Origin of the sequence: Rhodococcus sp. JVH1 (genome assembly GCF_000280725.2) — a bacterium.
Classification (GTDB): Bacteria; Actinomycetota; Actinomycetes; order Mycobacteriales; family Mycobacteriaceae; genus Rhodococcus_F; species Rhodococcus_F jostii_A.
Map to the genome: position 1 here is coordinate 43,447 of NZ_CP166291.1, position 20,004 is coordinate 63,450.

A 20,004-nucleotide genomic window follows, 5' to 3' on the forward strand; every position below is an offset into this window, starting at 1 on the left:
CTCGCCGCCACCAGCGAGGGGGGAAACGAGGAGGAGAAGGCATGGCCGACATCGACCGCACCACCGACGAGTACCAGCAACGCATGGACGAAGAGGCCGATTGGGCCGAACGGAACTACGACGAGGAAGAGGTGACCGGGTACGAGGAGGAACTCGACCTCGACGCACCGCGACGCCTACGCGTACCGCGACGAACCCCCTCGGGAGACTGGGAGTACCACGATCAGGAGCCCGACAACCGCGAGGCCGGCATCCAACCGACTCCCGGCCTATCCAACGAATCCGTGGCGGCCGACGCGGGTTCACTCGAACCGCAAGAGCAACTCGACCTCGACCCATCCTGGCCAACAGGCGAAGACGGTGAACAGGTAGCCGCCGACGAACCGGACCGGTCAGACGACTACGCACACTCGCCGGCACTCACCAAAGAACCCGCACCCACCCGCACCTCTACACGAGCGGTCGACGACGGAGTACGTGTCGATGCCATCGCGGCGAGACCCCGCGACAGCCAGACGAAACGGTCGAAGCAGCACACCGCGCCGCCGCCGAATCAGCGTGTGCACGACATCGCAGCGTTCCTGACCGACGTCGAGGTACGCCATCGAACCGGCCAAAAGGTCGCCCGCCCCAAACCGATCCGTGAGGTGCTGGGCGTCTACCGAGGTGCACCGATCGATCAGACCAGAATCCAGGTCCTGGCCGCCGCCGCGGCGGCGCGCCACCTCGAAGGCGTGGAGTCGGCCAATGCCCAACGCTTGAATAGGCTGGTCCAGGACAACGACGCACGGCTGCGCTCCCTGCGCGAGCACGAACGCCGAAACGCGGTCCTCTTCCACGCCGCCAATGAGACAACGAAGGATGAACTCGCCGCCGCCGACCAGGAGCGCATCGAGCGAGAGACGACCAACGATCGCCGCGTCTTCGACGCCGCATCTGCCGTCGCACTGGGATATGTGGCCGCGCGGGGACTTCCCGCCTACGACCAGCTCGCCCAGCTTTCTGAAGCCCAGCTCGGTCCCGTGCCCGAAACTGCAGCGGAAGAATCGGCGGAGAAGGCACCCGTCAGCGGTGGCCAATCGAAGGTCGACAAGACCAAGAGCGTGCTCGACTCCGTGGGACGAGGACTCGCCCAAGCAGCCGGACCAGTGGCCGGCGACGACGACGTCGCCGCCAATCTGTCGCCGATCAACCTGACCCAGCTCAACGAAGAACTCGCGAACCTGGCCGCCAGCATTGCCCCCGCGATGAAGGCTGCCATGTCCAGCCACCCCCGATCCATCAAGGAACTCCTCAACGTCGAGCAGCGGCCCGATGAAGAGAGCGAACTCGCCTTCGAGCAGGAACCGCAACTCGACCGCGAACACCGCCGAGACACCGTGCACTCGGTCTAGAGCGGCTCCGAACAGAGAAAGAGGTCGCCACCCCGCCGATCCGAGAACACTTCTCGGATCAGGGCGACAGGGAAATCTCCCCGTCAACCATGGCAGTGGGTGGCGACCTCTTTCTCGTCGCTCGGGCAGTGTAGAACCGCTCTACGACATCGGGGGCGAAGCGCCGGCGGCCCACGAGAACTTAGTGCAGCAAACCATCAGTGACACCCCCGCAGAAAGCGAGGACGATCGAATGGAACCGACCAGTCTTATCTGAAGAGGTGGAACGAGATGTTCCGGTTCAATCGAAAGAAGGTCTCTGAGAACGTCGAGGAGACGAGAAGAGTCTTCGACTTCGCGCGCCGAGGAGGCGACATATTTCGCCCCTTTCACCCACGCAACGACCACATTAACTGCCCGGAACCGACCGATCCGGAGCCGTACCCGGATCCTCGCACCGCAACTGAGAGGCGGATTGCCGAGCTCCAATCGCTTCTTGATCGGGGAGTCATTAGCGGTCAGGACTTCGAAAAACGGAAAGACGCGATTTTAAGGGAAGTCTAACCTCTGGGTGCGGAAACTCTAGCCGTACGAGATGCGCCATATATTTGAAAAGGGCTCGTGACGTCCTCAAGGATTGGATATCCTGCTATGCCAATCACTCGGATCGTCGAACCTACCGGCCGCGGTCGATGGGCAATCCGGGAACGCCCCCAGACAATGGCAAGATCACTGCATCGCACTCGTTTTGATGCTATCGCTATCGCGAAACGTGAGGTCGCGAGTGGCGGGGGTGGAGAGGTAGTCATCTATGACGGGTTAGGGCAAGTTGAACGCTGTCCCATTGCTTCGTCCGAGGTCCCGCCGGGTTGGGGGACTCCCTTCCAATCAGGTCTCTTCGTTCCGCCTCCGTCGTCGGCAGGTCCCTTTGTTCCGCCGCCTCCAGCTCCGCGCGGTGAGGAGTCCGCGGGGGCCTTCCAGCCGTCGCCTCCGCCGGCGTCCGGGCCGGGTGTGCCGCCGGGGTGGGGGACTCCCTTCCAATCAGGTCCTTTCGTTCCGCCTCCGTCGTCGGCAGGTCCTTTCGTTCCGCCTCCGTCGTCGGCAGGTCCTTTCGTTCCGCCTCCGTCGTCGGCAGGTCCCTTTGTTCCGCCTCCAGCTCCGCGCGGCGAGGAGTCCGCGGGGGCCTTCCAGCCGTCGCCTCCGCCGGCGTTCGGGCCGGGTGCGCCTCCCCCACCGATTGGAGTGCCCCCCCAAGTCGAGGAAGCAAGGCAGAATATCCGCGATTTCGAGAAAGGGGCATCATTCCTCAGCGAACATATTTGGCCTGTGTTCGGATTGCTCGGACTGGGCCCTCTACTCAACGGACTTATATCGGAACAACTACAAGGGCAAAGCACTTTTGTAGGGATATTCTTGGCAACCCTTTCATGGTCGGGTGGGTGCTGTTTGTCAATTTTGCTACTTAAGGCAAACGAAAAACATCAGTTTACAGGCGGCTACCAGCTGTTATTAGGAATCGTGGTTTGCTTGACCGTCGCGGCCCTAGTTGCAACGGTCATCGGAGTTGGCACTTACAGCGAACCTGTAACTGTCACAGGATCGGCCTATGATGTCGGGAACTTCATCGAGGCTGCGATAGAGACGTGGGGCCCACTGGGGATGATCCTCGGCGCCGGGTCCGGAGTCCTCGCCGGCCTGTGGATGTTCGAGTACATCGAGCATCGCCGCGCCCACGGCGGCTGAACCCACCTCCTGCCGCAAACGTGCTGTAGTAGTGCACACGCGAGGGGATCATGATCGGGTAATTCGTCATTCCGGATCTTCGTTCCATGGATCACGTAGACCGGGGGGCATGGGCTCATATGGGAGGGCGGGCCAGCCCGAGAACGATCCGTCGGCCTTCGCATGGGACATGGGGCCGGAATCGCTGTCGAAGATCACCCGCAGATGCGGGTCGAGCTGGTGGATCCACCAGTTCGACATTGCCGACGCTTTGTCGGAGGCTCGGGCTTCTTCCCATCCAAACCAGAGGGATTTGAGTCGGCCGGCGACTTCGGGGTACAGCCACCATCTCGCGTCCCAGGCCAGGCCGCTTTCGCCGCCGCCGGGACCCATTTTCCGGCGGATGACCTGGGTGAACCATCCTTCTACCCACGCCTCGTAGGTGGGATACATCGGCTCGATCTCGGCGAGCTCGCCATCCTCTTCGTCGGCCTCGACGCCCTCGAGCTCGTCGTCTTCGTCCTCGACGATCTCTTCCGTGTCTTCGTCGGGGTCGAGGCTGGGATCGTCCCCGTCGACGGTGGGGTCGTTCTCGTCGACGGCGTTCGGGTCGTAGTCGTAGGGGTTCTCGTACCCGGTCTCGTCGTCGGTCTGCCACTCGTCCTCGGTTGCTGAGAGATTGACCATCACTGCCTTCCTTCCGCGAAGAATTCGGACTCGAAGATGTCGTCGACGGCATCAGGTGCTGCGGCGACGCTCGTGGTCGGCGCGACGACGTTGTGCTGAACGGGTAGCTCGATCAGTTCCTTGTCGGCTGCGGCAGCGATCCGTGGGATCGGGCCGGTGGGTGCCTCCGATGCCTCCCGATCGGAGAATCCGACCGGAAGCGCCTTCTGCTCGACGCGGTCGGTGCTGGTCATGCACTCGGCGAGGGACCGCTTGATGTCGTCGGCGAACGGTGTGTTCCCCCAGAAGTTCTTGCGGACCAGCAGCGGCTTGTTGCCGCCCATCGTGACGATGGCCCGAGTCTGCGGCAGGGCCTTGAGGTCGTCGACGGTGAGGATCTTCTCCCGCTGGTGCGACGTGCTGATCGTTGTTTGCCCACTGCCTAGAATTCCGCCGCTGCGGCTGCGGTTCTCGACCTCGACGAAATGGTCGCCGATCTCGTCGGACAGCGAGGCCAGGAACCCTTTGTCGTTGACGTTGCCGCCGTACCAGAGCATGTTGGCGGCATCGACCATGGCGTCGTAGTTGGTCTCACCCCACACCTTCTTCGCCTGCGACGGTGACTGCAGGATGGTGATGAGGATGCATCCGCGGGATCCGAAGTGCGAGTACCACTCGGGGAGTTGCTGCAGCTTGCAGATGTTCGCGGCTTCGTCGAGAACCATGACCGCCGGGATCGGGACCCGCCCGTCGCTCTGTTGGGCGCCGTACTCCTGCAATGCGTCCCCGATGGCGCCGACCAAGGCTGTGGTGAGCGCGGAGGCGGATCCGGCTCCCTTCTTGCTCATGGCGTAGACGGTGTCGGTGCTGCGAATGACCTGGTCGATATCGAGTTCGGGCAGGTCGTGGACTTCACGGCCGGGGGTGATGAGGATTCGCCCCTCGCTGTCCGTCCCGATCGTGATCCGGGTGTTCGGCAGGATCGTTTCTTCGTAGCGGGGCTCGTCCAGGGGTGCGAGGAATCGGCGCGCCATGTCGTAGAAGCCGTCGCGCTGTTTGGCGTTGACGCTCTGCTTGCTCTGCATGGTGTTCGCGAGGTCGGCGTACCCGTTCTGGGCGAGCACCTTCACCGGGATCTGGGATTGTGTTTCGCGGAGCCAGTCCACGACGTGCCGAAGATCGCCGCCGGCGAGCGCGGCGGCGAGAAGGTAGGAGCCGAACAGGTCCCGGGCGGCGCCGTCGAAGTAGGCGTCGACCCGGGCGTTGTCGTCGGTGGCGGCGGAGATGAAGTAGTCGCACACCACTCGCGCCGACGGCAGGTCGTCGACGCGGCGCAGCGGGTTGAACCAGAAGGTTGCCTTCTCGCGCCGGTTGCCGGTGGTCACGCCTTCCAGGTCGAAGAGCCAGACCTTCCCCATCTGTTTACGCAGGTAGAGGGTGTGGGTGTAGATGTCGGGCTTGTTGGATGTGCCAAGGCAGAATCCGGGGGCGTAGCAGATGGCCGGAATCGCGAGGGTCGCTGACTTTCCCATTCGGGAGCCGGCGATCGCGATGCATACCCACTCCCACGGCATCCGAAGTTCGCGGTTCGATTTGACCGTGTTGCCCATGACGATGCCGCCGTGACCGGGATGAGTCTCGCTGATCGTCGGTGCAAGCCGCCTCGTCTCGTCCGCGGCGGCGGCTGCGTTTGCCTGCTCGACGTCCCGCGGGTCCGTCATCGATTCGGCGTACTTGTCGATCCGCTTCTCCGACCGCTTCTCTTGAATCTTCTCGAGCCGCCCCGTCTTCTTGAGCAGCCAGAACCCGCCCACCACGAGCGCGGCGATGGCGACCACTTCTCCGATCAGTACCGCGGTCGCGCCGCCCGGCCACGCCCGATTCCCCTGGGCCACATCGAGGAACAGGCCGAGCGGGTGCCACAGCGTCTCCTCGCCGCCGCCGAGGTTGTAGGCGAATACCGGCAGGAAGGAGGCGGGGACCGCGACGGCGATGGCTTTGAGCACCACCATCTCTTTGTTCCTGCTCACCTTTGGCCGATCGCGACGCATTTCCGTCATGGTCGTTGTCCTTACTGGTAGCGGAGGTTGGTCAGCCGCCGAGCGGCGTTGGTGCGGGTTCGGAGATACGCCAGGTCTGTGCATCGGTGTCCGGGTCGATGTCACGGAGCACGTCCAGCTTGACGATCCACTCCATATCGGGGATGCCGGTGAACCAGATCCTCTTCACTGCTTGTTCGAGGCTTTGCCGGAGGCGGCCGCTGCTGGTGGTGGGGTCGAGTTCGGTGACGGTCAGGGCGGTGCACAGCAACCGGTAGGCCCAGTACCCCGCCTTCGAACTCGGTGTACGGGCGAGCAGGTCGGCTTTGACAGCCAAGCTCGAGGCCTGCCCCGCCGGGGCGAGTCGCTGGTGCGCGTTGTGGTGGATCCCCGCATGGGACAGGTCGATTTCGCGTTCCTCGAGTGCGAGGGTGGCGCGCTTGAGGGCGCGCACGTGCGGCCGGAGTCGGCTGGGCTGCCGGAACATTTCGGGCGTCACCATGGGCAGCGTTGCCACCATGTCGTGTTCGTCCCAGAATCGGCACGCTCTCAGTGCCTCTGCGGGGCCGAAGCGGAGCACCCAGTCGGCGGTTGCTTCTGCCAGTACGCCGTTGAGGTTGGACTGCGCGACGATCGGATCGATGGCACTGAAGATCTCGTCGGCGACGAGCCACCGCCGGTCTCTTGGCTGGTCAGTGTGCGATTCGGGTGCAGAATCGTCGGTCCCCTCAGCGGGCAGTGGTGGCGCGGAAGATTCGGCGGCGGCGGGTCGGGTGCCGGTGGGGACCCAATCGACCAGACTGGCGTGGGACGCGATCTCGACACGGAGCCCGAGGTCGAGGTCTGCGACGAATCTTTCTCGCTGTTCTGCGCTGTCGAAGAGCCTCTTGTTGCAGCCGAGCAGGATGATGCTTTCTGCTGCCCGCCCGGCAGTGCGCACCCAATGCGTCCCTCCCACATCGGCGGCGACACTCGCGACAAGCCGGGAGATACCCGCCGAGTCCGAGCGCTGGTCTCGCTCGCGCATCCATGCGGGGTGTCCCGCCTGGTCGAGTAGCTCCCGCAGGGCATCCCGCCCGGCAACCAGGGTGGTCTCGAGTTCTTCTCCCGCTGTGGGGTTGTCGAGTAGTTCCTCCATGAGTCCGCCGGCGGGCGGGAGCGCCCGCAACGTGTCGGCCAGGTCGGTCAGCCCGTGCGCGGCCAATACCGTGGCCGGGCCGACTCTCAGTGGCCAGTCCGCGATCTGATTCAGGGTGTCAAGGAGCTCACCTCGGGTCACAAACGGATCATGGTCAAGGACCCACTGGCGCCGGGTAGCTGGATCGTCCGGAGCGATCACATGATTCATCCCTATGTCCTCACTGGTAGCGGAAGTCGGTCAGACGCCAACCGTCGTCGGTCCGGGTGACGGTGGTGCGCCAGGTCTGTTCGGCGAGAGGGGTGCTCGATCCGGCGGTGTGCAGCACGGTCTGTCGGCAGCTGACGTCGATGACGACGGTCCGCATTCCTTCCGGTGCCGCTGGGGTGCTGTCGGCTTCGGTGCAGGACGCGGTCAGTGCGTCACCGGCCTGCTGCCACGCCAGCCACTCCCGATCAGGTCGAAGACCAGTCGCTGCACCGTTGTCGTTGTCGACGGTGGTCGCCAGTTCCCCACCCAGCCAGGGGCGAGCGCGATGCAACGCATCGGACTTGCTCTCGTCGACGGCGGGCTGCCACGAGAGGATTGCCTGCATCGCCGTGACGGCCGTGCCGTCCGCGTCGAGGTGCGCCGGGTCCAGGGGGTCGATGTGCACGTGATCGTCACTGCCCACCGGCTCGTCATCGGTGCCGGATGAGCCGCAACCGGCCAGCACCATCGTCGTGGACAACACTCCCGCGATCAGCAGTTTCGTCGAGAAGCGCATGGTCATACGTCCTTTCCCATGGTTCGGGCTGGCTGCGAGGAGTCGAGCGGCCGGCCAACAAGTTCCAGCACCACGAGCACCAGAGAAAGAAGCGTCAGGACGATCAACGTGCCCCCGATGACGACGAAGAGTTGCCCATGCGGAATTCCGCCGCAGTGGACGTAACCGGAGCTATTCGGAGAGGCGGCGCACCAAGTTCCGCGGTACGGGTCCGATGACCGCAAGCCCAAGCCGTACCGGAGGACTGCCAGGCCGCCGACGCACAACACCACCGCGTTCAGTGCCAACATTTTCATCGGGGACTTCCGTTCTCGTGGGCGAGGATTGGGATGTTCGAACGAATACGGAGACTGCATGGCGCAACACATCGATTCTACGTTAAGGGGTCTCTAAGTAGAGACCTACCGTCGGCTATTTGTTGATGGCGCGGTACTGCGCTTCGTTGGCGATGATCTTGTCGGCGTACGGGCGGGTCTGGACGATGTAGTCGGTCGACCCGGTCGGGAAGCCGCCGGAGCTCTGTACTGCGCCTTCACCCGCGTTGTAGCCGGCGAGGTACAGCTCGGTGCGGCCGTTGGTTGCCTTGACCGATCCGTCGGCGATCCAGCCGTCGATCGTCTTCGCGATCGTGCACATGTAGGTGCCCTGCGCCATGACCGCATCGCCGATGCTGTTGATGTCGACGCGGCCGTCGCCGTCGTAGTCCTTGCCGTATGTCGCCCACGTCCCCGGCATGAACTGTGCGGGACCACCGGCACCGGTGTTCGAGACCGGTGCATTGGCTCCGTACTGGAAGCCGTTCTCCGCAGCGAGCTGTGCCGCCAGAAGGGAGGGCTTGATCTGCGGGCACAGTGCCCCGGCTCGTTCGATCCACGGTGCGAACTCGGTGGGCACCGTACCGGCGGCGAGGGTGTCGCCGAGGCCTTCACCGGAGATGGTGCAGTCGGTGGCCGATTTGGTGGCCTGGCCGCTGCCGCCGGGCAGGGAACCCCACTGTGCGGTGGCTTCGTCGAATCCGCCGCCCTTGACGGTGATGTGGACGTGGTTGAAGTGGTTCTCGTTGTCGCTGCCCCGGTCCTCCATTTTGTTCGGCGTGCCACCGGCCGGGTAGTACGTCTGCCGCCAGATCGCGTAGTCGACGTGGAAGAAGTCGGCGTTCGCCATGACGTAGTCCAAGACGGCGTCGCCGGTCGCGACGCCGGTTCCGGAGTTGTAGTCCGGGATCATCGCGTCGACGGCCTGGCCGCTCGGGTGGTCGTTGAAACCGCCGCCGTCGGCGCGCCATCCGCCGAGGGTGTCGAGGCGGTCCCCGAATCTCAGGTGCAGGGCCCGGATGAGGCGTTTGGTGTTGACCTGCATGTTCTGTTCGGACCCGGCCGAGGCCGGCAGTGCCTGCGCCAGGTCGGCGCCACCGGGCGCCGAGGGTGCCGGGCTCGGGGTGGCTGGTCCGGGCCTCTGTTCGCCCGGTGCAGGTGCGGAGTCGTACTGCGGCTTCGGATCCACGGCCGCGCCGCCGGTCCGGCCACCCGGCCACGTCTCGAAGTGCAGGTGCGGCCCGGTCGATTCACCCCGGTTCCCGATGGTGGCGATCTGCTGGCCCGCGCGAACCTGCTGGCCCGCCTCGACGAGGTAGGTGTCGACGTGCCCGTAGACGGTGGAGAACAGCTGCCCGTTGATCACATGGTCGAGAACAACCCACTGCCCGAAGCCGCTCGCTTCGCCTGCGTCGGCGACTGTGCCGTCGGCGGCCGCGTAGATCGGGGTCCCGATCGGACCGGCCAGGTCGATGCCCTTGTGCTGGGCACCATCCCGCTCACCGAATCCGGAGGTGAACGTCACCAGAGTCGGATCGGCCGGCTTGATGAACGATCCTGCGGGGGCGATCATGTCGCCACCGATCACGGATGTGCCGCTACCGCCGAGGCAGTCCGTCGAGGCCTGCTCTTCCTCGTCCTGGAACAGGATGGCCAGCAGAACGATCAGTGACATCGGAATCCCGAGCACCAAGGCGAGCACCACGATCAGCAGTGAGCTGTTCTTCGATTCCATTACTGAGCCGCGCCCATCCCGCAGTCGGCCGGGGCGTACCGATTCACCAGGCGGCGATTGAGTTCCGTGGCGGCCGCGAGATCGGCGCGCAGCCGACTCACGACCGTCCACGACGGCTGCGGACGCCGGCCGGATGCGTTGACCCAACTGCGCACCGCGGTCTCGGACACGTCGAGCTGCGCCGCCACCGCGGCGCAGGAGGCGGTGAACGAGTCACCGGCCTCGATGCACTTGATGGCCGTGGCCACCGCATCGGCCTTGGTCTGCTCGTCGACCACGCGGTAGCGGCGGCGCGCGGGCGTCATGCGGCGAACCCCGTATGCTCCCGATCCTTGACCGCGGCATTCAAACGCTCGTCGGTGTTGTGGATACCCGACGCAAGTTCCGCCGGGGTCACCCACACCTTGAACGGCACACCGGGACGATCGCCCTCACCGAGTTTGAGCAGAAACTGCCCCGTACCGGCTGCAACAGGATTGGGGACCGGAGCCTGTTTCGCGGCCGACACGATTCCGGCCTTCTCGGCCGCGAGACGGACCTTCTCCGCAGCCTGGCGCCGCCGCGCTGTCTTCTGGTCGATCGGGGAATTCAGATCTGCGGCGTCCGACCAGTTCGTGAGCATGCTCTTCTCGATCTGCGAGAAGTGGATGACCTTCTCGAGGCGCTCGATCTCCGCCGACGGAACCGGGCCGATGATGCGGGCGCGGCACCGTTCGATCAGTCCTAGAGCGCCGGCCTTCTCCAGCTCCTCGATCGAGTGGGTCACGAACGTGATCCCCACACCGACCACGCGCTGCAGACGCAGCAGCGCATCGATGCGCTCGGCCATCATCGGCAATGCGAGGACCTGCCAAAGTTCGTCCATGAGCACGTTGAACGCGAGGTTCGGTCCCAGGCCGGCGTCTGCTCGCACGTGAGCGGCTTCGATCGTCGCGAACGCCTCGTTCCACCCTGCGATCAGGACAGCGGCACGCATCATCTTGTCGTCCTGCGGGACGCTGGACATGTCCAGGCACATCGAGGGTGCCTCGACATCGAGGCGGACGGTCGACTGCCCGTTGAAGACCTCCCCGAAGCGGCCCTTCACCATCGAACGCAGCGTTCGACGCAACCCCTGGATCGCGGCCCGATACTCCTCGTCGGTCTCGGCGACCGCGTCGTCCTTGAGTTCCTGACTGTTCGACGTCAGCAGTGCGATCAAATCGTCGAGGATTGCGGGGTTCTCGGAGGTGAACCCCGCACCTCCCTGCGCTACCGGGGTGTAGAGCAGGCGAATCGCCGACGCGAGCAGCGTCTGCTCGAAGTCCTCGAGCCGCTTGCCGCGCACGATCTCACACAGTGCGGCGGTGATGTTCTCCTGGCGCGCATGCAGTGCGTATTGAGTCTGCTGACGTTGCAGCTCCAATTTCTGGCGCTCGAGTATCAGCTCGTCCCGCAGCGCCGGGTCGTTCTCGAGTGCGATGCGGTGGGCGAGTTCGGCGATCCGGCCGGAGAGCAGGGTGATCGCCACCCCGATCAGACCGGGATCGAGCGGGTTGATTCGGCCGATCCCGCCGTACCCGACCTCGGTGCACTGACCAGCCACGGCCTCGGTCAGTTTCCGCCCGTCCGGCTTGACGTCGCCCGGCCACACCACGCGCACACCAGCGGCGATGTCGCCCAGAGCGATCCGGCGTAGCAACGTCGACTTACCGAAGCCGTTGAGAGCGATGATCATGCAGGCAGGAGCGGTGATCGCCTTCGCTTCCTTCGCCGACAGCGGGTCGAAGCACACCGGTGCATGCGGCGGTGCCAGGTGGTGGCCCAGCGGGGTTCCCAGCAGAGGGGCATTCGCTCCCACGACCCAGGGGTTGATTCCCGCCACCTGAATGTTGGTGCCACGAAACTCGACTGGGGGCAGGATCGCGCCCATCCGGCCACCGCCGGCACCGGAGAAGCCGCGCTCGTCGAGGGCATGAACGTCACGGTCGGACGAGTCGGAGCGGGCCCGCTCGTTCGCCGCGATGTTCGCCCGCCGGTCGTACTGCCGCTGGACGAGTCTGGCCAGCACCTTCTTGCGGAAGAGGCTGGTCGCCGCTGCTTCGCGGGCTTCCAGGCGTGCGAGGTCCTCGTCGGAGAGAACCTTGATGTTCACCGCTTTGGGGGTCTTGGTCCTGGTCTTGGTCTTGGCCACTGTGTCCGCCTTAGTTGCTCAGGAACGAGGGAATGGTCGTGTGCTCGGGTGGAATCACGCCGACGCCGAGCGATGACCAGAACGCAGCCGACTGCCAGCAAAATGACCGGCGCACCTGCAGCTGACTCTGGATGGACAAATCGCGCACCAGTGCGTCCACTCGGGGAACGTCCGCGTTGCCGACCGGCTGGGTGACGGTGATGAGGATCCCGAAACGGGTCAGGCCGTGGCCGCGCGCGACCTCCATGCGGCTCTGTTCCGTCGCGGCCACTTCGAGCTTCGCCTTCGCCGACGCGATCCCACGCCCCGAGGTCACCGCAGCCATCGCGTCGCGGTGGTCACGGTTGACGATGTCCGTCGCGTCCGCGGCCGAGTGCGGCCGGTAGATGATCGCAACGCGCTTGATCGGCAATGCCGGGTTCGGGTCGAGCAGTCGTTTGAGGACGGTCTCGTGCACCGCACTCTTCGGAGCCTCTCGCATCTCCCACGTCACCGAGATCGCTCCGTCGTGGATTAGGCGGTCCTTCTCCTCGATCTGGGTGCGTGGACCGCAGTCTGCCCACTCCAGGCCGGTGCCTTCACCGGAGAACAGTGCCCGCTCGATGTTGCTCAAGGACGCCGGATCGACGGATCGGCGTACCGTCCCCATGATCTCGTCGGCACTCATCGGGGTGGCCGGAACCCCGGCACGGGCCGCGGCTTCGGTGATCCCCGGCAGCCGGCGGGCGATCTCCACCGCCTGCTCCGACGGGTCCTTCTTGCGGTCGGCGGTCTGAGCCTGAAACGTGATCGAAATCCGGGCCCCCAAGCGGACGCCACCGGTGACCAGGCCGGTCGCCAACTGGTACATCGAATCGCGGGCCAACTTCGGCGCGTCATGACGCACCCGCTGCGACACGGTCTCGTACAGCTCGATCCCGGTGTTGGGCAATGACTCGATCACCGCGACCAGGGCGACAATGTCCGAGGTCTCGCCCATTGCCGTCAACATCTGCGACCAATTGCCCACCGCAGCATCGAGTACGGACTGGTCGAAGTTCTCACTGCCCTGCGGGTATGCGTCGAGAACGACGGTGTAGTTGTTCGCCTGCGGCATGTGGATCATCCCGAAGGGCCGGTTGTTTCCGTCGATACCTTCGTAGATCTCGGTGTCCGCCAGCACACCCGGGGGCCGGTACCGGCCCCCGGGAACGCGGGAAAAGGTGCCCGAGCTGTAGATGTGTTCTCCGCGCTTGAACGCCCGCCGCCACTGCATCATCAGAAGTGCCCTCTCATATCCGCTACGTCCGTCCTTCTCGATCACCAACGGCACGAATGCAAGCGCCGTGAACAGCCCCAGAACCAGTGCGGGCACGAAGCCGATCGCAAGGCTCAGAAACACCAGGGCAATGACCGCGCCGATGCCGAGCATCGTGGTCCCGAACGTTGCCCCGGCCATGCCGGTCGACCTGGGCTTTCGCCAGTTGCCGTACATCCGGTACTCGGTCGTCGTCTCGGTCCTCGTCATCCCTCAAAACCTCCATTGCGACTCGGTGGCATTGCTCCGGTCGGGCCGTCTCCGGATGTGCCTGGGCCATCAGGCGCGCCCGGTGCGCCGTTGTGGTTGGTGGGTGTGCCGTCCACCCCGCCTGCGGCGTTTCCGCCGGACGGCGCTGACTGGTTCGACGGTGTGCCGTCCACGCCGCCCGTGGCGTTTGCGCCCGGTGTGCCGCCGTCGATTCCGGAAGTGCCGAAGCTGGGGGGCGCACCGGAAGGTCCGGAAGGGCTGGTCGTGGTCGAACTCGCCGAGGTCATACCTCCCGCGGCCGCCCCGCCTGACGCTCCAGCCGACGCGCCTCCGGTCGCGATCGCGCCGCCGACCTTGGCGCCGACCGCGGCCACGCCCGCGGCTGCGGCAAGCCCGCTGCCGCCGCCGCCGAGGGATCCGACTGCCGGGACGATCAACCGCATCAGGGACGGAAGGACCAAGGCAGCCGAGCACAACAGGAGTGCGCCGATCAATGCCGTCATCGCGCCGCCGTTCTCATCGCGGGAGGGCGCAGACTGCATGAAAAGCATTGCCGCCACGCCGATCACGAACGATCCGACCGGCTTGAACAGCAGGAACGCGAGTGTCCAGGCGATCATCTTCTCGTAGGCCTGTGAGCCGATCTTGGTGCCGCCGGCCGCGCCGGCAATCGGGAGCGCTGCGGTGATGACGACGAGTAATCCCATCCTCATCAGCAGCAGGAACGCCATCACCAGGCCGCCGAGAATGCCGATGATCCCGATGACGTACAGCAAGGACGTTCCACCAGGTGAGGCGTAGATTCCGATCTGAATCATCGCGTCAACGAGTGCGTCCGGATCCGAGCCGACAGTGCCGTCGATGAACCAGCGGGAGATGTTGTCCGAGAGCCGGGTGCCCAGTACGACGATGAACCCGAGCGAGCCCGCGAGGACCGTCGCCCGAGCGAGTTGCTGAACGCCTTCGGTGGAGACATCACGGATGGCACCGGATCGGGCCATCATCAGCCGGATTCCGAGGAACATCAGTGAGACCACCAGGAATGCGACTTGAATCCAGTACGTGTACTGCGTGACCTGGCCGAGTGTGGCCATGAAGGAGTTCTCGTCCTGGCCGGGAATGGTGATCCACCAGCCGAGCGCAAACTTCAACACTGCGGCGCCTGCGTCACCGAAACTCAGCCCCATCGTCTCGAACGCACCAGTCGCAACCTTCTTGACGTAGGCCTGCGGAGCCTCGGCAACGGTCTGCGCACCATTAGCGCAGCTGGGCATTTCAGTGCCAGTCGCTGCGCCCAGAGCATCGAGGGCCAACTGCAGACCGCCGCCACCAATCGGAACCGCAGCGCACATCGCCAGGTCCCCGGCAGTGTCGGCGGCGGACGGCCCGGGATCTTCTTGTGCGAGTGCCGGCGAGGCGGTGCCGACCAGTGCGGCGCATGCCACGAGGCAGACCAGAAGGAACCGCTTCCACGCGGTCTGCGCCGTCACCACCACGACGTCCAACCGTCGGAGAAGTCGGCAACCGCTCGCGCACCGAACGGGTTGGCGCCTTGGACCTGCACGACCCAACCGGTTCCCTCACGCCAGACCAGGTCCAGCGAAATGTCGGCGTTCTGGGTACGGCCGTCCTTGAGATTTGTCGTCGCGCCGATGTGGACTCGCGCCAGATCCTCGGTGAAGTTCACCTTGATCATCTGCATGACGCGACCGGGAAAGTTGTCCGGAGCGGCACCTGGCTGATTCGAGGCGTTGAAGGCCTTCTGCTCGGCGAGCTGGTCCTGCGGATCGGCGACCAGGCCCGCATCCTGGAGCATCTGGATGCGGTTGTTGCCGGTGGCGAGGTAGTTCAGGTAGTGGACTGCTGCCAGGCCCGCACCTTGGGCAGTGCGGGCGAAGCCGGTCGCGACCCCAGTGTCACTGAACGCCGTCGGTCCGTCAGAGGTGGAGAACGGCAGGTACATGTTTCCGTGGACGCGTTGGAGCATGATCCCGGACGGCGCGGTCGCCGCGGAACGTCCGGTGGCCGGCGAGGACTGCGCCAGCAGCACTCCGTTGTCGTTGAGTGGGGCGTAGACGACGCGGCCCTGCTCGTCGAAGAACGGATCGGGTTCGAATTGGTCGGGCTGGGTCGCCGCGGTCGCACCTGATCCCTGGTCCCCGGCGGGAACCAGCGGCTCGTCCCCGCCGCGTACGAAGATGATGATGCTGGTGATGATCGCGGCGACGACGATGACACCGAGGATCGATCCACCCATCAGCAGGCGGGTGGCGTTGTCGCGTCCGGATCCAGATTCGGGCTGTTCCGGGCGCGGGGCCGGTGTGGGGGTCTGGGTATCGGTAGGTTGCTCGCTCACTTGCGCGTTCCTTCCAGGTCGACCATGTTCTGCGGAAGTTCCGTCAGTGCGGTCGCCGCCACAGCGTTTTCCGGGGTGGAGAGGTTGAGCTTCCAGTCGGAGTCCGCCCAGATCACGTTGGTGCGTGTCGAGGCCAGGGACTCGTCCGGGAAGCGTTGAACGATGTCGACGGAGGCGGCGGTGTCGGTGTAGTCCGCGAACACGTAGCCGACGACGGACGGGACGACCGCCGGGTCGACCGTGCCGGTCGAGGAAATCAGGGAACGGTTGACGGCGAAGGCGTCGCGTCCCTCTCCACTCGCCGCGACAACGGACAGCACCTTCGACCAGGACTGATCTGCTGCGGTGGAGAGCTGGACGGATTGACCGATCGCGGCAAGCGCTGCGCCCTGCGGGGTGTGCGAGAACCCGGTCAGCGGCTCCCAGACCGCGCTCGTGGGGCCGTCGGTCTTCCCGAGCGGCACCATCACACCGTTCACGCTCGACCAGCTCGCGATGGCCGGGGCGTCCGTGAGCGACACCGTGGGGGTTTCGCTGCTGTCCTCGGACGAGCCACCGCACCCCGCTAGCGCCAGCGCTGCGACCGCGACTGTCGCACAGGCAAGTACGCGCATTACTTCTCCTCTTCGAGCGGGGGGAACTTCTGTTGGATGTCAGTGACGAGGTTCGGAGGCTTGTCCGGCGCCGGAGCTGAGTTCTCGGGAATTCGGCCGGCCTCGATGAGAACGACGGCCATTGTGACGGCCGCACCGCTCGCGAGGATCCAACCAAATACCGCCGCGAGGAACTCTGCGGCCGTGGGTGATTCCAAACCCGGTGTGTGCTTGTGGTCCCACGCCATCCGGCCGCCGACGAAGATGATCTTCGCGATGCACACGACCGCAGCAATGCCGGCGATCCAGCTCAACGCGGTGTTGATGTCCTGGGTGATGTAGTCGGGCAACTCCACCGCCGCGAGCACCACACCGCGATCGGTGCCCGTCACGGCTGTACCCACTCGATCGAGCCGATGGCGACCGCGAGCACGAACAACGCCCCCGAGGTTGCGACCAGCGACCCTCCGGCCGCGAAATAGGACAAGAAGCTGGTGGTGCCGACACCGATTCGAGAAACGTGCTGCTTGTCGATCTTCGTCATCGCGCGTACCCCTCTCATTGCCCCGCCAAGTTCGTCAGGATCAGGGCGGCGCTAGTCGTGAACACCACCCCGGTTGCGCCTCCGATCGCGAGTGTGACCGGGCCGTCTGCTAGCGCTACGGCCCGCTTCGCCAGGAGGTTTCGCACACGCATCACCGCCAGAACGATCACGGAATAGACCATCGCCACGGCGCACGCGGCGGCGACAAACCAGAGCACCCAGATCTGCAGCTCCAATGGCATCGGGCCGGACACAGGGAGAGTGCCGCCATCGGTGGGAATCATCGCGAACATCAGGAGGCCGTGACGGCGTTGAGGATCGTGTTCGCAGAACCGGCGACGATCGCGCCTACCAGCGAACCGACGAGCATCGTCACACCGCCGGTCTGGCCCTGGCTCCACTTTTCCCACGCGAACTTGCCACCCGAGAAGACGAGCGCGGCGACGCAGGCGAGGAGAATGCCCCACAGGAGCCAGTTCACGAGACGCAGAAGCCCATTGGCTCCCGGCGGCAACTCGGGTGTGACGTTGAAGTCGATCGCGAGGATTGCGGTGTCGTGGATGGTGTGGATCATGGCTGTCCTTTCGGTGAGAGTGAGTTCAGTGCCCGGAGCGCAGATGCGGCAGTGAACGCTGGATTGCTGTGACGATGCCGACGCCGGCATCGATCACGTCCTTGGGAACCGCTGCCCGGGCTCCCTTGGTCTGTTCGGGCACACCGTCGAGCGGGTGCCACCGGGGAAGCGCTGGCAGAGACGCTGCGGGGAGGAATTTGTGCCAGTCGATCCGCCAATGTGCGGCCGTTGCCGACTCCACGACCTCGCGGTACTGGCGCACGCTCTTGTCGAGGGCTGGTGAGTTCGCGACAGTGATCAGCCCGAGAAGCTCACAGTCGAGGTTCTCCTCGCGATGCTGGATGAGCCGCTCGTGCGCCTTCTTCAACCCGTCGTCCGTCTCGCGAGCGACCATCACCACGTACGGGGATTCGGTCTCGACGTCGTTGCCGCACGGCCATTGCCGATCGCAGTCCCCGGTGAAACTGAGGTAGTGCGCCAGGGTGGAAACTCCCGCGCCACCGTGCGCGCCGAGCAACCACACAGCAGGTCCCGGACGATCCGCTGGAATCGGTGCGGAGTGAATTGCTGCGGTCATGCCAGTTCTCCGGTCTTGCCGTCGCGGCGGGTATCGGATTGGGGCGAGAGAGTGCCGAGGACATCGAGGGCGTCGGTCCAGGCGTCGATCGTGGCGGTGGACAACCGGCGGTGGTCGATCACTCCCGGGCGGGCCAAGACGGGATCGAACGGAACCTCGACGAAACCAGCGATCTGCGGTGCGAGTGCCGCCCGGATCGGGGCCAGTTCGACCGGAGAGGTGGGCATCTGATGGGAGACCACCACGATCGTCTCGCCCAGGGTGTCCGGGCCGAATGTCGACTTGAGCCAATTCATCGCCTCTCGCATCCGGCTCAGCGGCTCCGAGCGCGCGGGCGCCACGACGACCAGGGCAGCTCCGGACTGGATCAGTGGAGCCAGGCGTGGTGAGCGAAGGGCCGTGCCGACGTCGTGGACGCGGGCACTCGCCCGGCCTTCGAGCAGTAGATCGACCATCATCGGATCGGCGCTGTGGCCGTGGTGGGAGCTGCCGACGACGACTGTCCCCGAGGTGGTCTCTGCCATCCGGGCGCTGAGACTGTCGATGGACCGGGCAGGATCGACGGCGCGGAACCGGGTGCGGGAGAGCAGGTTGCCTCCGTCGCTGGTCGAGTCGATCGCGGTGATGTCCTTGCCGGTGCCGAGCCGCAGGGCCGTGGCCAGGCCGAAGGTCGTAGTGGTGGTGGAGGCCCCGCCGGAACCGGCGACGACCATGGCGGACACCTTCTCCGGTTCGGCGACCTTCGGGGTGCGGCGGATGGGGACGACGTTGCTCATCGGATCTCCTCGAGGGTGGCGATTTTCAGACCTGCACCGGCATCGGCGACGGTGATGCGCTGCGGGATGGTGCTCTCGGAACCGGAGTCGGTACGCAGGAGCAACTGGACGTCGAAGGCGTTCGGATTGGGGGTGGCCGCGATGGTCAGGCAGTGCGCGGCGCCGGTGGCGGCGGCCGCATCGATCGAGGCCTGGATGGTGCCGACCGGATTCGGGGTGAGCATCATCGAGGCGACCTTCGCGCCGTCACGCTCGACGTAGTACGCGTAGTCGAAGGCCTGGATCAGACCGGGACCGCTGGTGAGGTCACCGGGGCCGCGGCCGACGATCTTCCCTCCCCCGGTCGAGCTTTCGCACCAAGCAGGCTCGTTTGCCGCCACGGACGGGCCGGCAGCCCGGACCGAAGACGGCAGCGGGGGCACCGCGACGTCCGTGCTGTTGTCGGAGGAACCGAGCACCACGACGGTGCCGGCGACTACCGCCAGTGCCGCCGCACCCGCGCCGAAGAGGACCCAAGGGTTCTTCTTGCCGCCGCCAGCGGACTCGCGGGCAGGCTTGACCTTCGGCTCCTTCGGCGCGGGCGCTACCACGTCATCGGGCACGTCGGCGTCGACGGAAGCTCGGGCGGGGCGGCGCGGGAGGCGGACGGACAATCCGCGCCGTGCCTGCTCCTGGGCGACGAGTGGACCGCGTGGGATATGAGCGCGGACCCAATCCGGTGCATCCGCATACGGATCGGCGTCCACCTCGGGGAACTCGATCGCAGACTCTCCGTCGAGGTCGGCAGCGTCTGTCTGAGGGTTCTCGACTGTTGTGTCGTGGTCGTCGGCGTCGCTCCAGCCGTAGACAGGCAGGACCGTGGTCAGTTCGTCGGTCGGATCGTCGTCGTGTTCGGCGACGGGCGAAGGCGCGTCCGGGATCTCCGGTTCCATCTGCACCACCGGAAGCACGACGTCGTCGTACGAAGCCTCGTCGACGGCGGGATAGGCGGTGTCGTAGTTTTCCTGCGGCACAGGGAAGTCCACGTCATCGCTCGAGTCGATGACGGCGTCCCCGTAATGCTCTGGAACGTCCGGAAAGAGCTGATCCGTGCGATTGTCCGTCGCCATTTTTCCTCCAAGTTGATCGGCGAGGGCAGGATGCGTTCCTGC

The 20,004-nt window shown here is 65.4% G+C and carries 20 protein-coding genes and 1 pseudogene; 3 read left to right on the forward strand and 18 right to left on the reverse strand.

Annotated elements, in window-relative coordinates; translation table 11 throughout:
* Positions 1-41: 41 nt before the first annotated feature.
* The 3 genes and pseudogenes from JVH1_RS43435 to JVH1_RS43445 all read left to right on the forward strand — a co-directional run bounded on the left by JVH1_RS43435 (position 42) and on the right by JVH1_RS43445 (position 3,116).
* Positions 42-1,394 carry a hypothetical protein gene (locus JVH1_RS43435; RefSeq protein ID WP_009475898.1) on the forward strand — a complete coding sequence of 451 codons (1,353 nt, stop codon included), beginning with the start codon at positions 42-44 and terminating at the stop codon, positions 1,392-1,394.
* A 630-nt stretch (positions 1,395-2,024) separates the two neighbouring features.
* Positions 2,025-2,195: pseudogene (locus JVH1_RS43440) on the forward strand (DUF2188 domain-containing protein); the annotation flags it as partial.
* A 705-nt stretch (positions 2,196-2,900) separates the two neighbouring features.
* On the forward strand, positions 2,901-3,116 hold the full coding sequence (locus tag JVH1_RS43445) for a hypothetical protein (protein ID WP_009475897.1): 216 nt from the start codon (positions 2,901-2,903) through the stop codon (positions 3,114-3,116).
* A 66-nt stretch (positions 3,117-3,182) separates the two neighbouring features.
* On the opposite strand, the gene JVH1_RS43450 is transcribed toward JVH1_RS43445, so the two are convergent.
* From JVH1_RS43450 to JVH1_RS43535, 18 genes are all read right to left on the reverse strand, one after another.
* On the reverse strand, positions 3,183-3,782 hold the full coding sequence (locus JVH1_RS43450; RefSeq protein WP_009475896.1) for a DUF4913 domain-containing protein: 600 nt from the start codon (positions 3,780-3,782) through the stop codon (positions 3,183-3,185).
* Positions 3,782-5,791, reverse strand: a complete 2,010-nt coding sequence (locus JVH1_RS43455; protein WP_371113194.1) for a type IV secretory system conjugative DNA transfer family protein — start codon at positions 5,789-5,791, stop codon at positions 3,782-3,784. Before JVH1_RS43455 ends, JVH1_RS43450 begins: the two co-directional genes overlap by 1 nt.
* 61 nt (positions 5,792-5,852) lie before the next feature.
* Positions 5,853-7,079 carry a hypothetical protein gene (locus JVH1_RS43460; protein ID WP_043779585.1) on the reverse strand — a complete coding sequence of 409 codons (1,227 nt, stop codon included), beginning with the start codon at positions 7,077-7,079 and terminating at the stop codon, positions 5,853-5,855.
* Between the two features lie 79 nt (positions 7,080-7,158).
* Positions 7,159-7,710, reverse strand: coding sequence for a hypothetical protein (locus JVH1_RS43465; RefSeq protein ID WP_157173976.1), 552 nt, complete (start codon positions 7,708-7,710; stop codon positions 7,159-7,161).
* Between the two features lie 405 nt (positions 7,711-8,115).
* Positions 8,116-9,753, reverse strand: coding sequence for a M23 family metallopeptidase (locus JVH1_RS43470; RefSeq protein WP_009475891.1), 1,638 nt, complete (start codon positions 9,751-9,753; stop codon positions 8,116-8,118).
* Positions 9,753-10,058 (reverse strand): hypothetical protein, encoded by a 306-nt coding sequence (locus JVH1_RS43475; protein WP_009475890.1) that lies wholly within the window; start codon positions 10,056-10,058, stop codon positions 9,753-9,755. The genes JVH1_RS43470 and JVH1_RS43475 overlap by 1 nt, the downstream gene beginning before the upstream one ends.
* Entirely contained in the window at positions 10,055-11,926 is a 1,872-nt protein-coding gene (locus tag JVH1_RS43480; RefSeq protein WP_371113195.1) for an ATP-binding protein, read from the reverse strand. The genes JVH1_RS43475 and JVH1_RS43480 overlap by 4 nt, the downstream gene beginning before the upstream one ends.
* Before the next feature lie 10 nt (positions 11,927-11,936).
* Positions 11,937-13,433, reverse strand: coding sequence for an SCO6880 family protein (locus tag JVH1_RS43485; protein WP_009475973.1), 1,497 nt, complete (start codon positions 13,431-13,433; stop codon positions 11,937-11,939).
* Positions 13,430-14,926, reverse strand: a complete 1,497-nt coding sequence (locus JVH1_RS43490; protein WP_157173989.1) for a hypothetical protein — start codon at positions 14,924-14,926, stop codon at positions 13,430-13,432. Before JVH1_RS43490 ends, JVH1_RS43485 begins: the two co-directional genes overlap by 4 nt.
* The gene (locus tag JVH1_RS43495) at positions 14,920-15,789 is read right to left on the reverse strand and encodes a hypothetical protein (RefSeq protein ID WP_009475971.1); all 870 of its coding nucleotides are present in this window, start codon (positions 15,787-15,789) and stop codon (positions 14,920-14,922) included. The genes JVH1_RS43490 and JVH1_RS43495 overlap by 7 nt, the downstream gene beginning before the upstream one ends.
* On the reverse strand, positions 15,786-16,403 hold the full coding sequence (locus JVH1_RS43500; protein ID WP_009475970.1) for a hypothetical protein: 618 nt from the start codon (positions 16,401-16,403) through the stop codon (positions 15,786-15,788). The genes JVH1_RS43495 and JVH1_RS43500 overlap by 4 nt, the downstream gene beginning before the upstream one ends.
* Positions 16,403-16,774: a hypothetical protein gene (locus JVH1_RS43505; protein WP_009475969.1), complete on the reverse strand. Its 372-nt coding sequence runs from the start codon at positions 16,772-16,774 to the stop codon at positions 16,403-16,405. The genes JVH1_RS43500 and JVH1_RS43505 overlap by 1 nt, the downstream gene beginning before the upstream one ends.
* A complete protein-coding gene (locus JVH1_RS43510) occupies positions 16,771-16,926 on the reverse strand; it encodes a hypothetical protein (protein WP_009475968.1) in 156 nt (51 codons plus the stop codon). The genes JVH1_RS43505 and JVH1_RS43510 overlap by 4 nt, the downstream gene beginning before the upstream one ends.
* 14 nt (positions 16,927-16,940) lie before the next feature.
* Positions 16,941-17,219, reverse strand: a complete 279-nt coding sequence (locus tag JVH1_RS43515) for a hypothetical protein (RefSeq protein WP_009475967.1) — start codon at positions 17,217-17,219, stop codon at positions 16,941-16,943.
* Positions 17,219-17,500: a hypothetical protein gene (locus tag JVH1_RS43520; protein WP_009475966.1), complete on the reverse strand. Its 282-nt coding sequence runs from the start codon at positions 17,498-17,500 to the stop codon at positions 17,219-17,221. The genes JVH1_RS43515 and JVH1_RS43520 overlap by 1 nt, the downstream gene beginning before the upstream one ends.
* Before the next feature lie 25 nt (positions 17,501-17,525).
* Complete coding sequence (locus tag JVH1_RS43525; RefSeq protein ID WP_009475965.1) at positions 17,526-18,077, reverse strand: hypothetical protein; 552 nt, start codon at positions 18,075-18,077, stop codon at positions 17,526-17,528.
* On the reverse strand, positions 18,074-18,853 hold the full coding sequence (locus JVH1_RS43530; protein WP_009475964.1) for a hypothetical protein: 780 nt from the start codon (positions 18,851-18,853) through the stop codon (positions 18,074-18,076). Before JVH1_RS43530 ends, JVH1_RS43525 begins: the two co-directional genes overlap by 4 nt.
* Positions 18,850-19,962 (reverse strand): hypothetical protein, encoded by a 1,113-nt coding sequence (locus JVH1_RS43535; protein ID WP_009475963.1) that lies wholly within the window; start codon positions 19,960-19,962, stop codon positions 18,850-18,852. Before JVH1_RS43535 ends, JVH1_RS43530 begins: the two co-directional genes overlap by 4 nt.
* Between the last annotated feature and the right edge of the window lie 42 nt (positions 19,963-20,004).

Excerpts from the sequence above, each read along its gene's own strand:
- JVH1_RS43435 (WP_009475898.1), top strand. The coding sequence starts at position 42 with ATGGCCGACATCGACCGCACCACCGACGAGTACCAGCAACGCATGGAC.
- JVH1_RS43450 (WP_009475896.1), bottom strand. The coding sequence starts at position 3,782 with ATGGTCAATCTCTCAGCAACCGAGGACGAGTGGCAGACCGACGACGAG.
- JVH1_RS43465 (WP_157173976.1), bottom strand. The coding sequence starts at position 7,710 with ATGACCATGCGCTTCTCGACGAAACTGCTGATCGCGGGAGTGTTGTCC.
- JVH1_RS43470 (WP_009475891.1), bottom strand. The coding sequence starts at position 9,753 with ATGGAATCGAAGAACAGCTCACTGCTGATCGTGGTGCTCGCCTTGGTG.
- JVH1_RS43475 (WP_009475890.1), bottom strand. The coding sequence starts at position 10,058 with ATGACGCCCGCGCGCCGCCGCTACCGCGTGGTCGACGAGCAGACCAAG.
- JVH1_RS43485 (WP_009475973.1), bottom strand. The coding sequence starts at position 13,433 with ATGACGAGGACCGAGACGACGACCGAGTACCGGATGTACGGCAACTGG.
- JVH1_RS43500 (WP_009475970.1), bottom strand. The coding sequence starts at position 16,403 with ATGCGCGTACTTGCCTGTGCGACAGTCGCGGTCGCAGCGCTGGCGCTA.
- JVH1_RS43510 (WP_009475968.1), bottom strand. The coding sequence starts at position 16,926 with ATGACGAAGATCGACAAGCAGCACGTTTCTCGAATCGGTGTCGGCACC.
- JVH1_RS43515 (WP_009475967.1), bottom strand. The coding sequence starts at position 17,219 with ATGTTCGCGATGATTCCCACCGATGGCGGCACTCTCCCTGTGTCCGGC.
- JVH1_RS43520 (WP_009475966.1), bottom strand. The coding sequence starts at position 17,500 with ATGATCCACACCATCCACGACACCGCAATCCTCGCGATCGACTTCAAC.
- JVH1_RS43525 (WP_009475965.1), bottom strand. The coding sequence starts at position 18,077 with ATGACCGCAGCAATTCACTCCGCACCGATTCCAGCGGATCGTCCGGGA.
- JVH1_RS43530 (WP_009475964.1), bottom strand. The coding sequence starts at position 18,853 with ATGAGCAACGTCGTCCCCATCCGCCGCACCCCGAAGGTCGCCGAACCG.
- JVH1_RS43535 (WP_009475963.1), bottom strand. The coding sequence starts at position 19,962 with ATGGCGACGGACAATCGCACGGATCAGCTCTTTCCGGACGTTCCAGAG.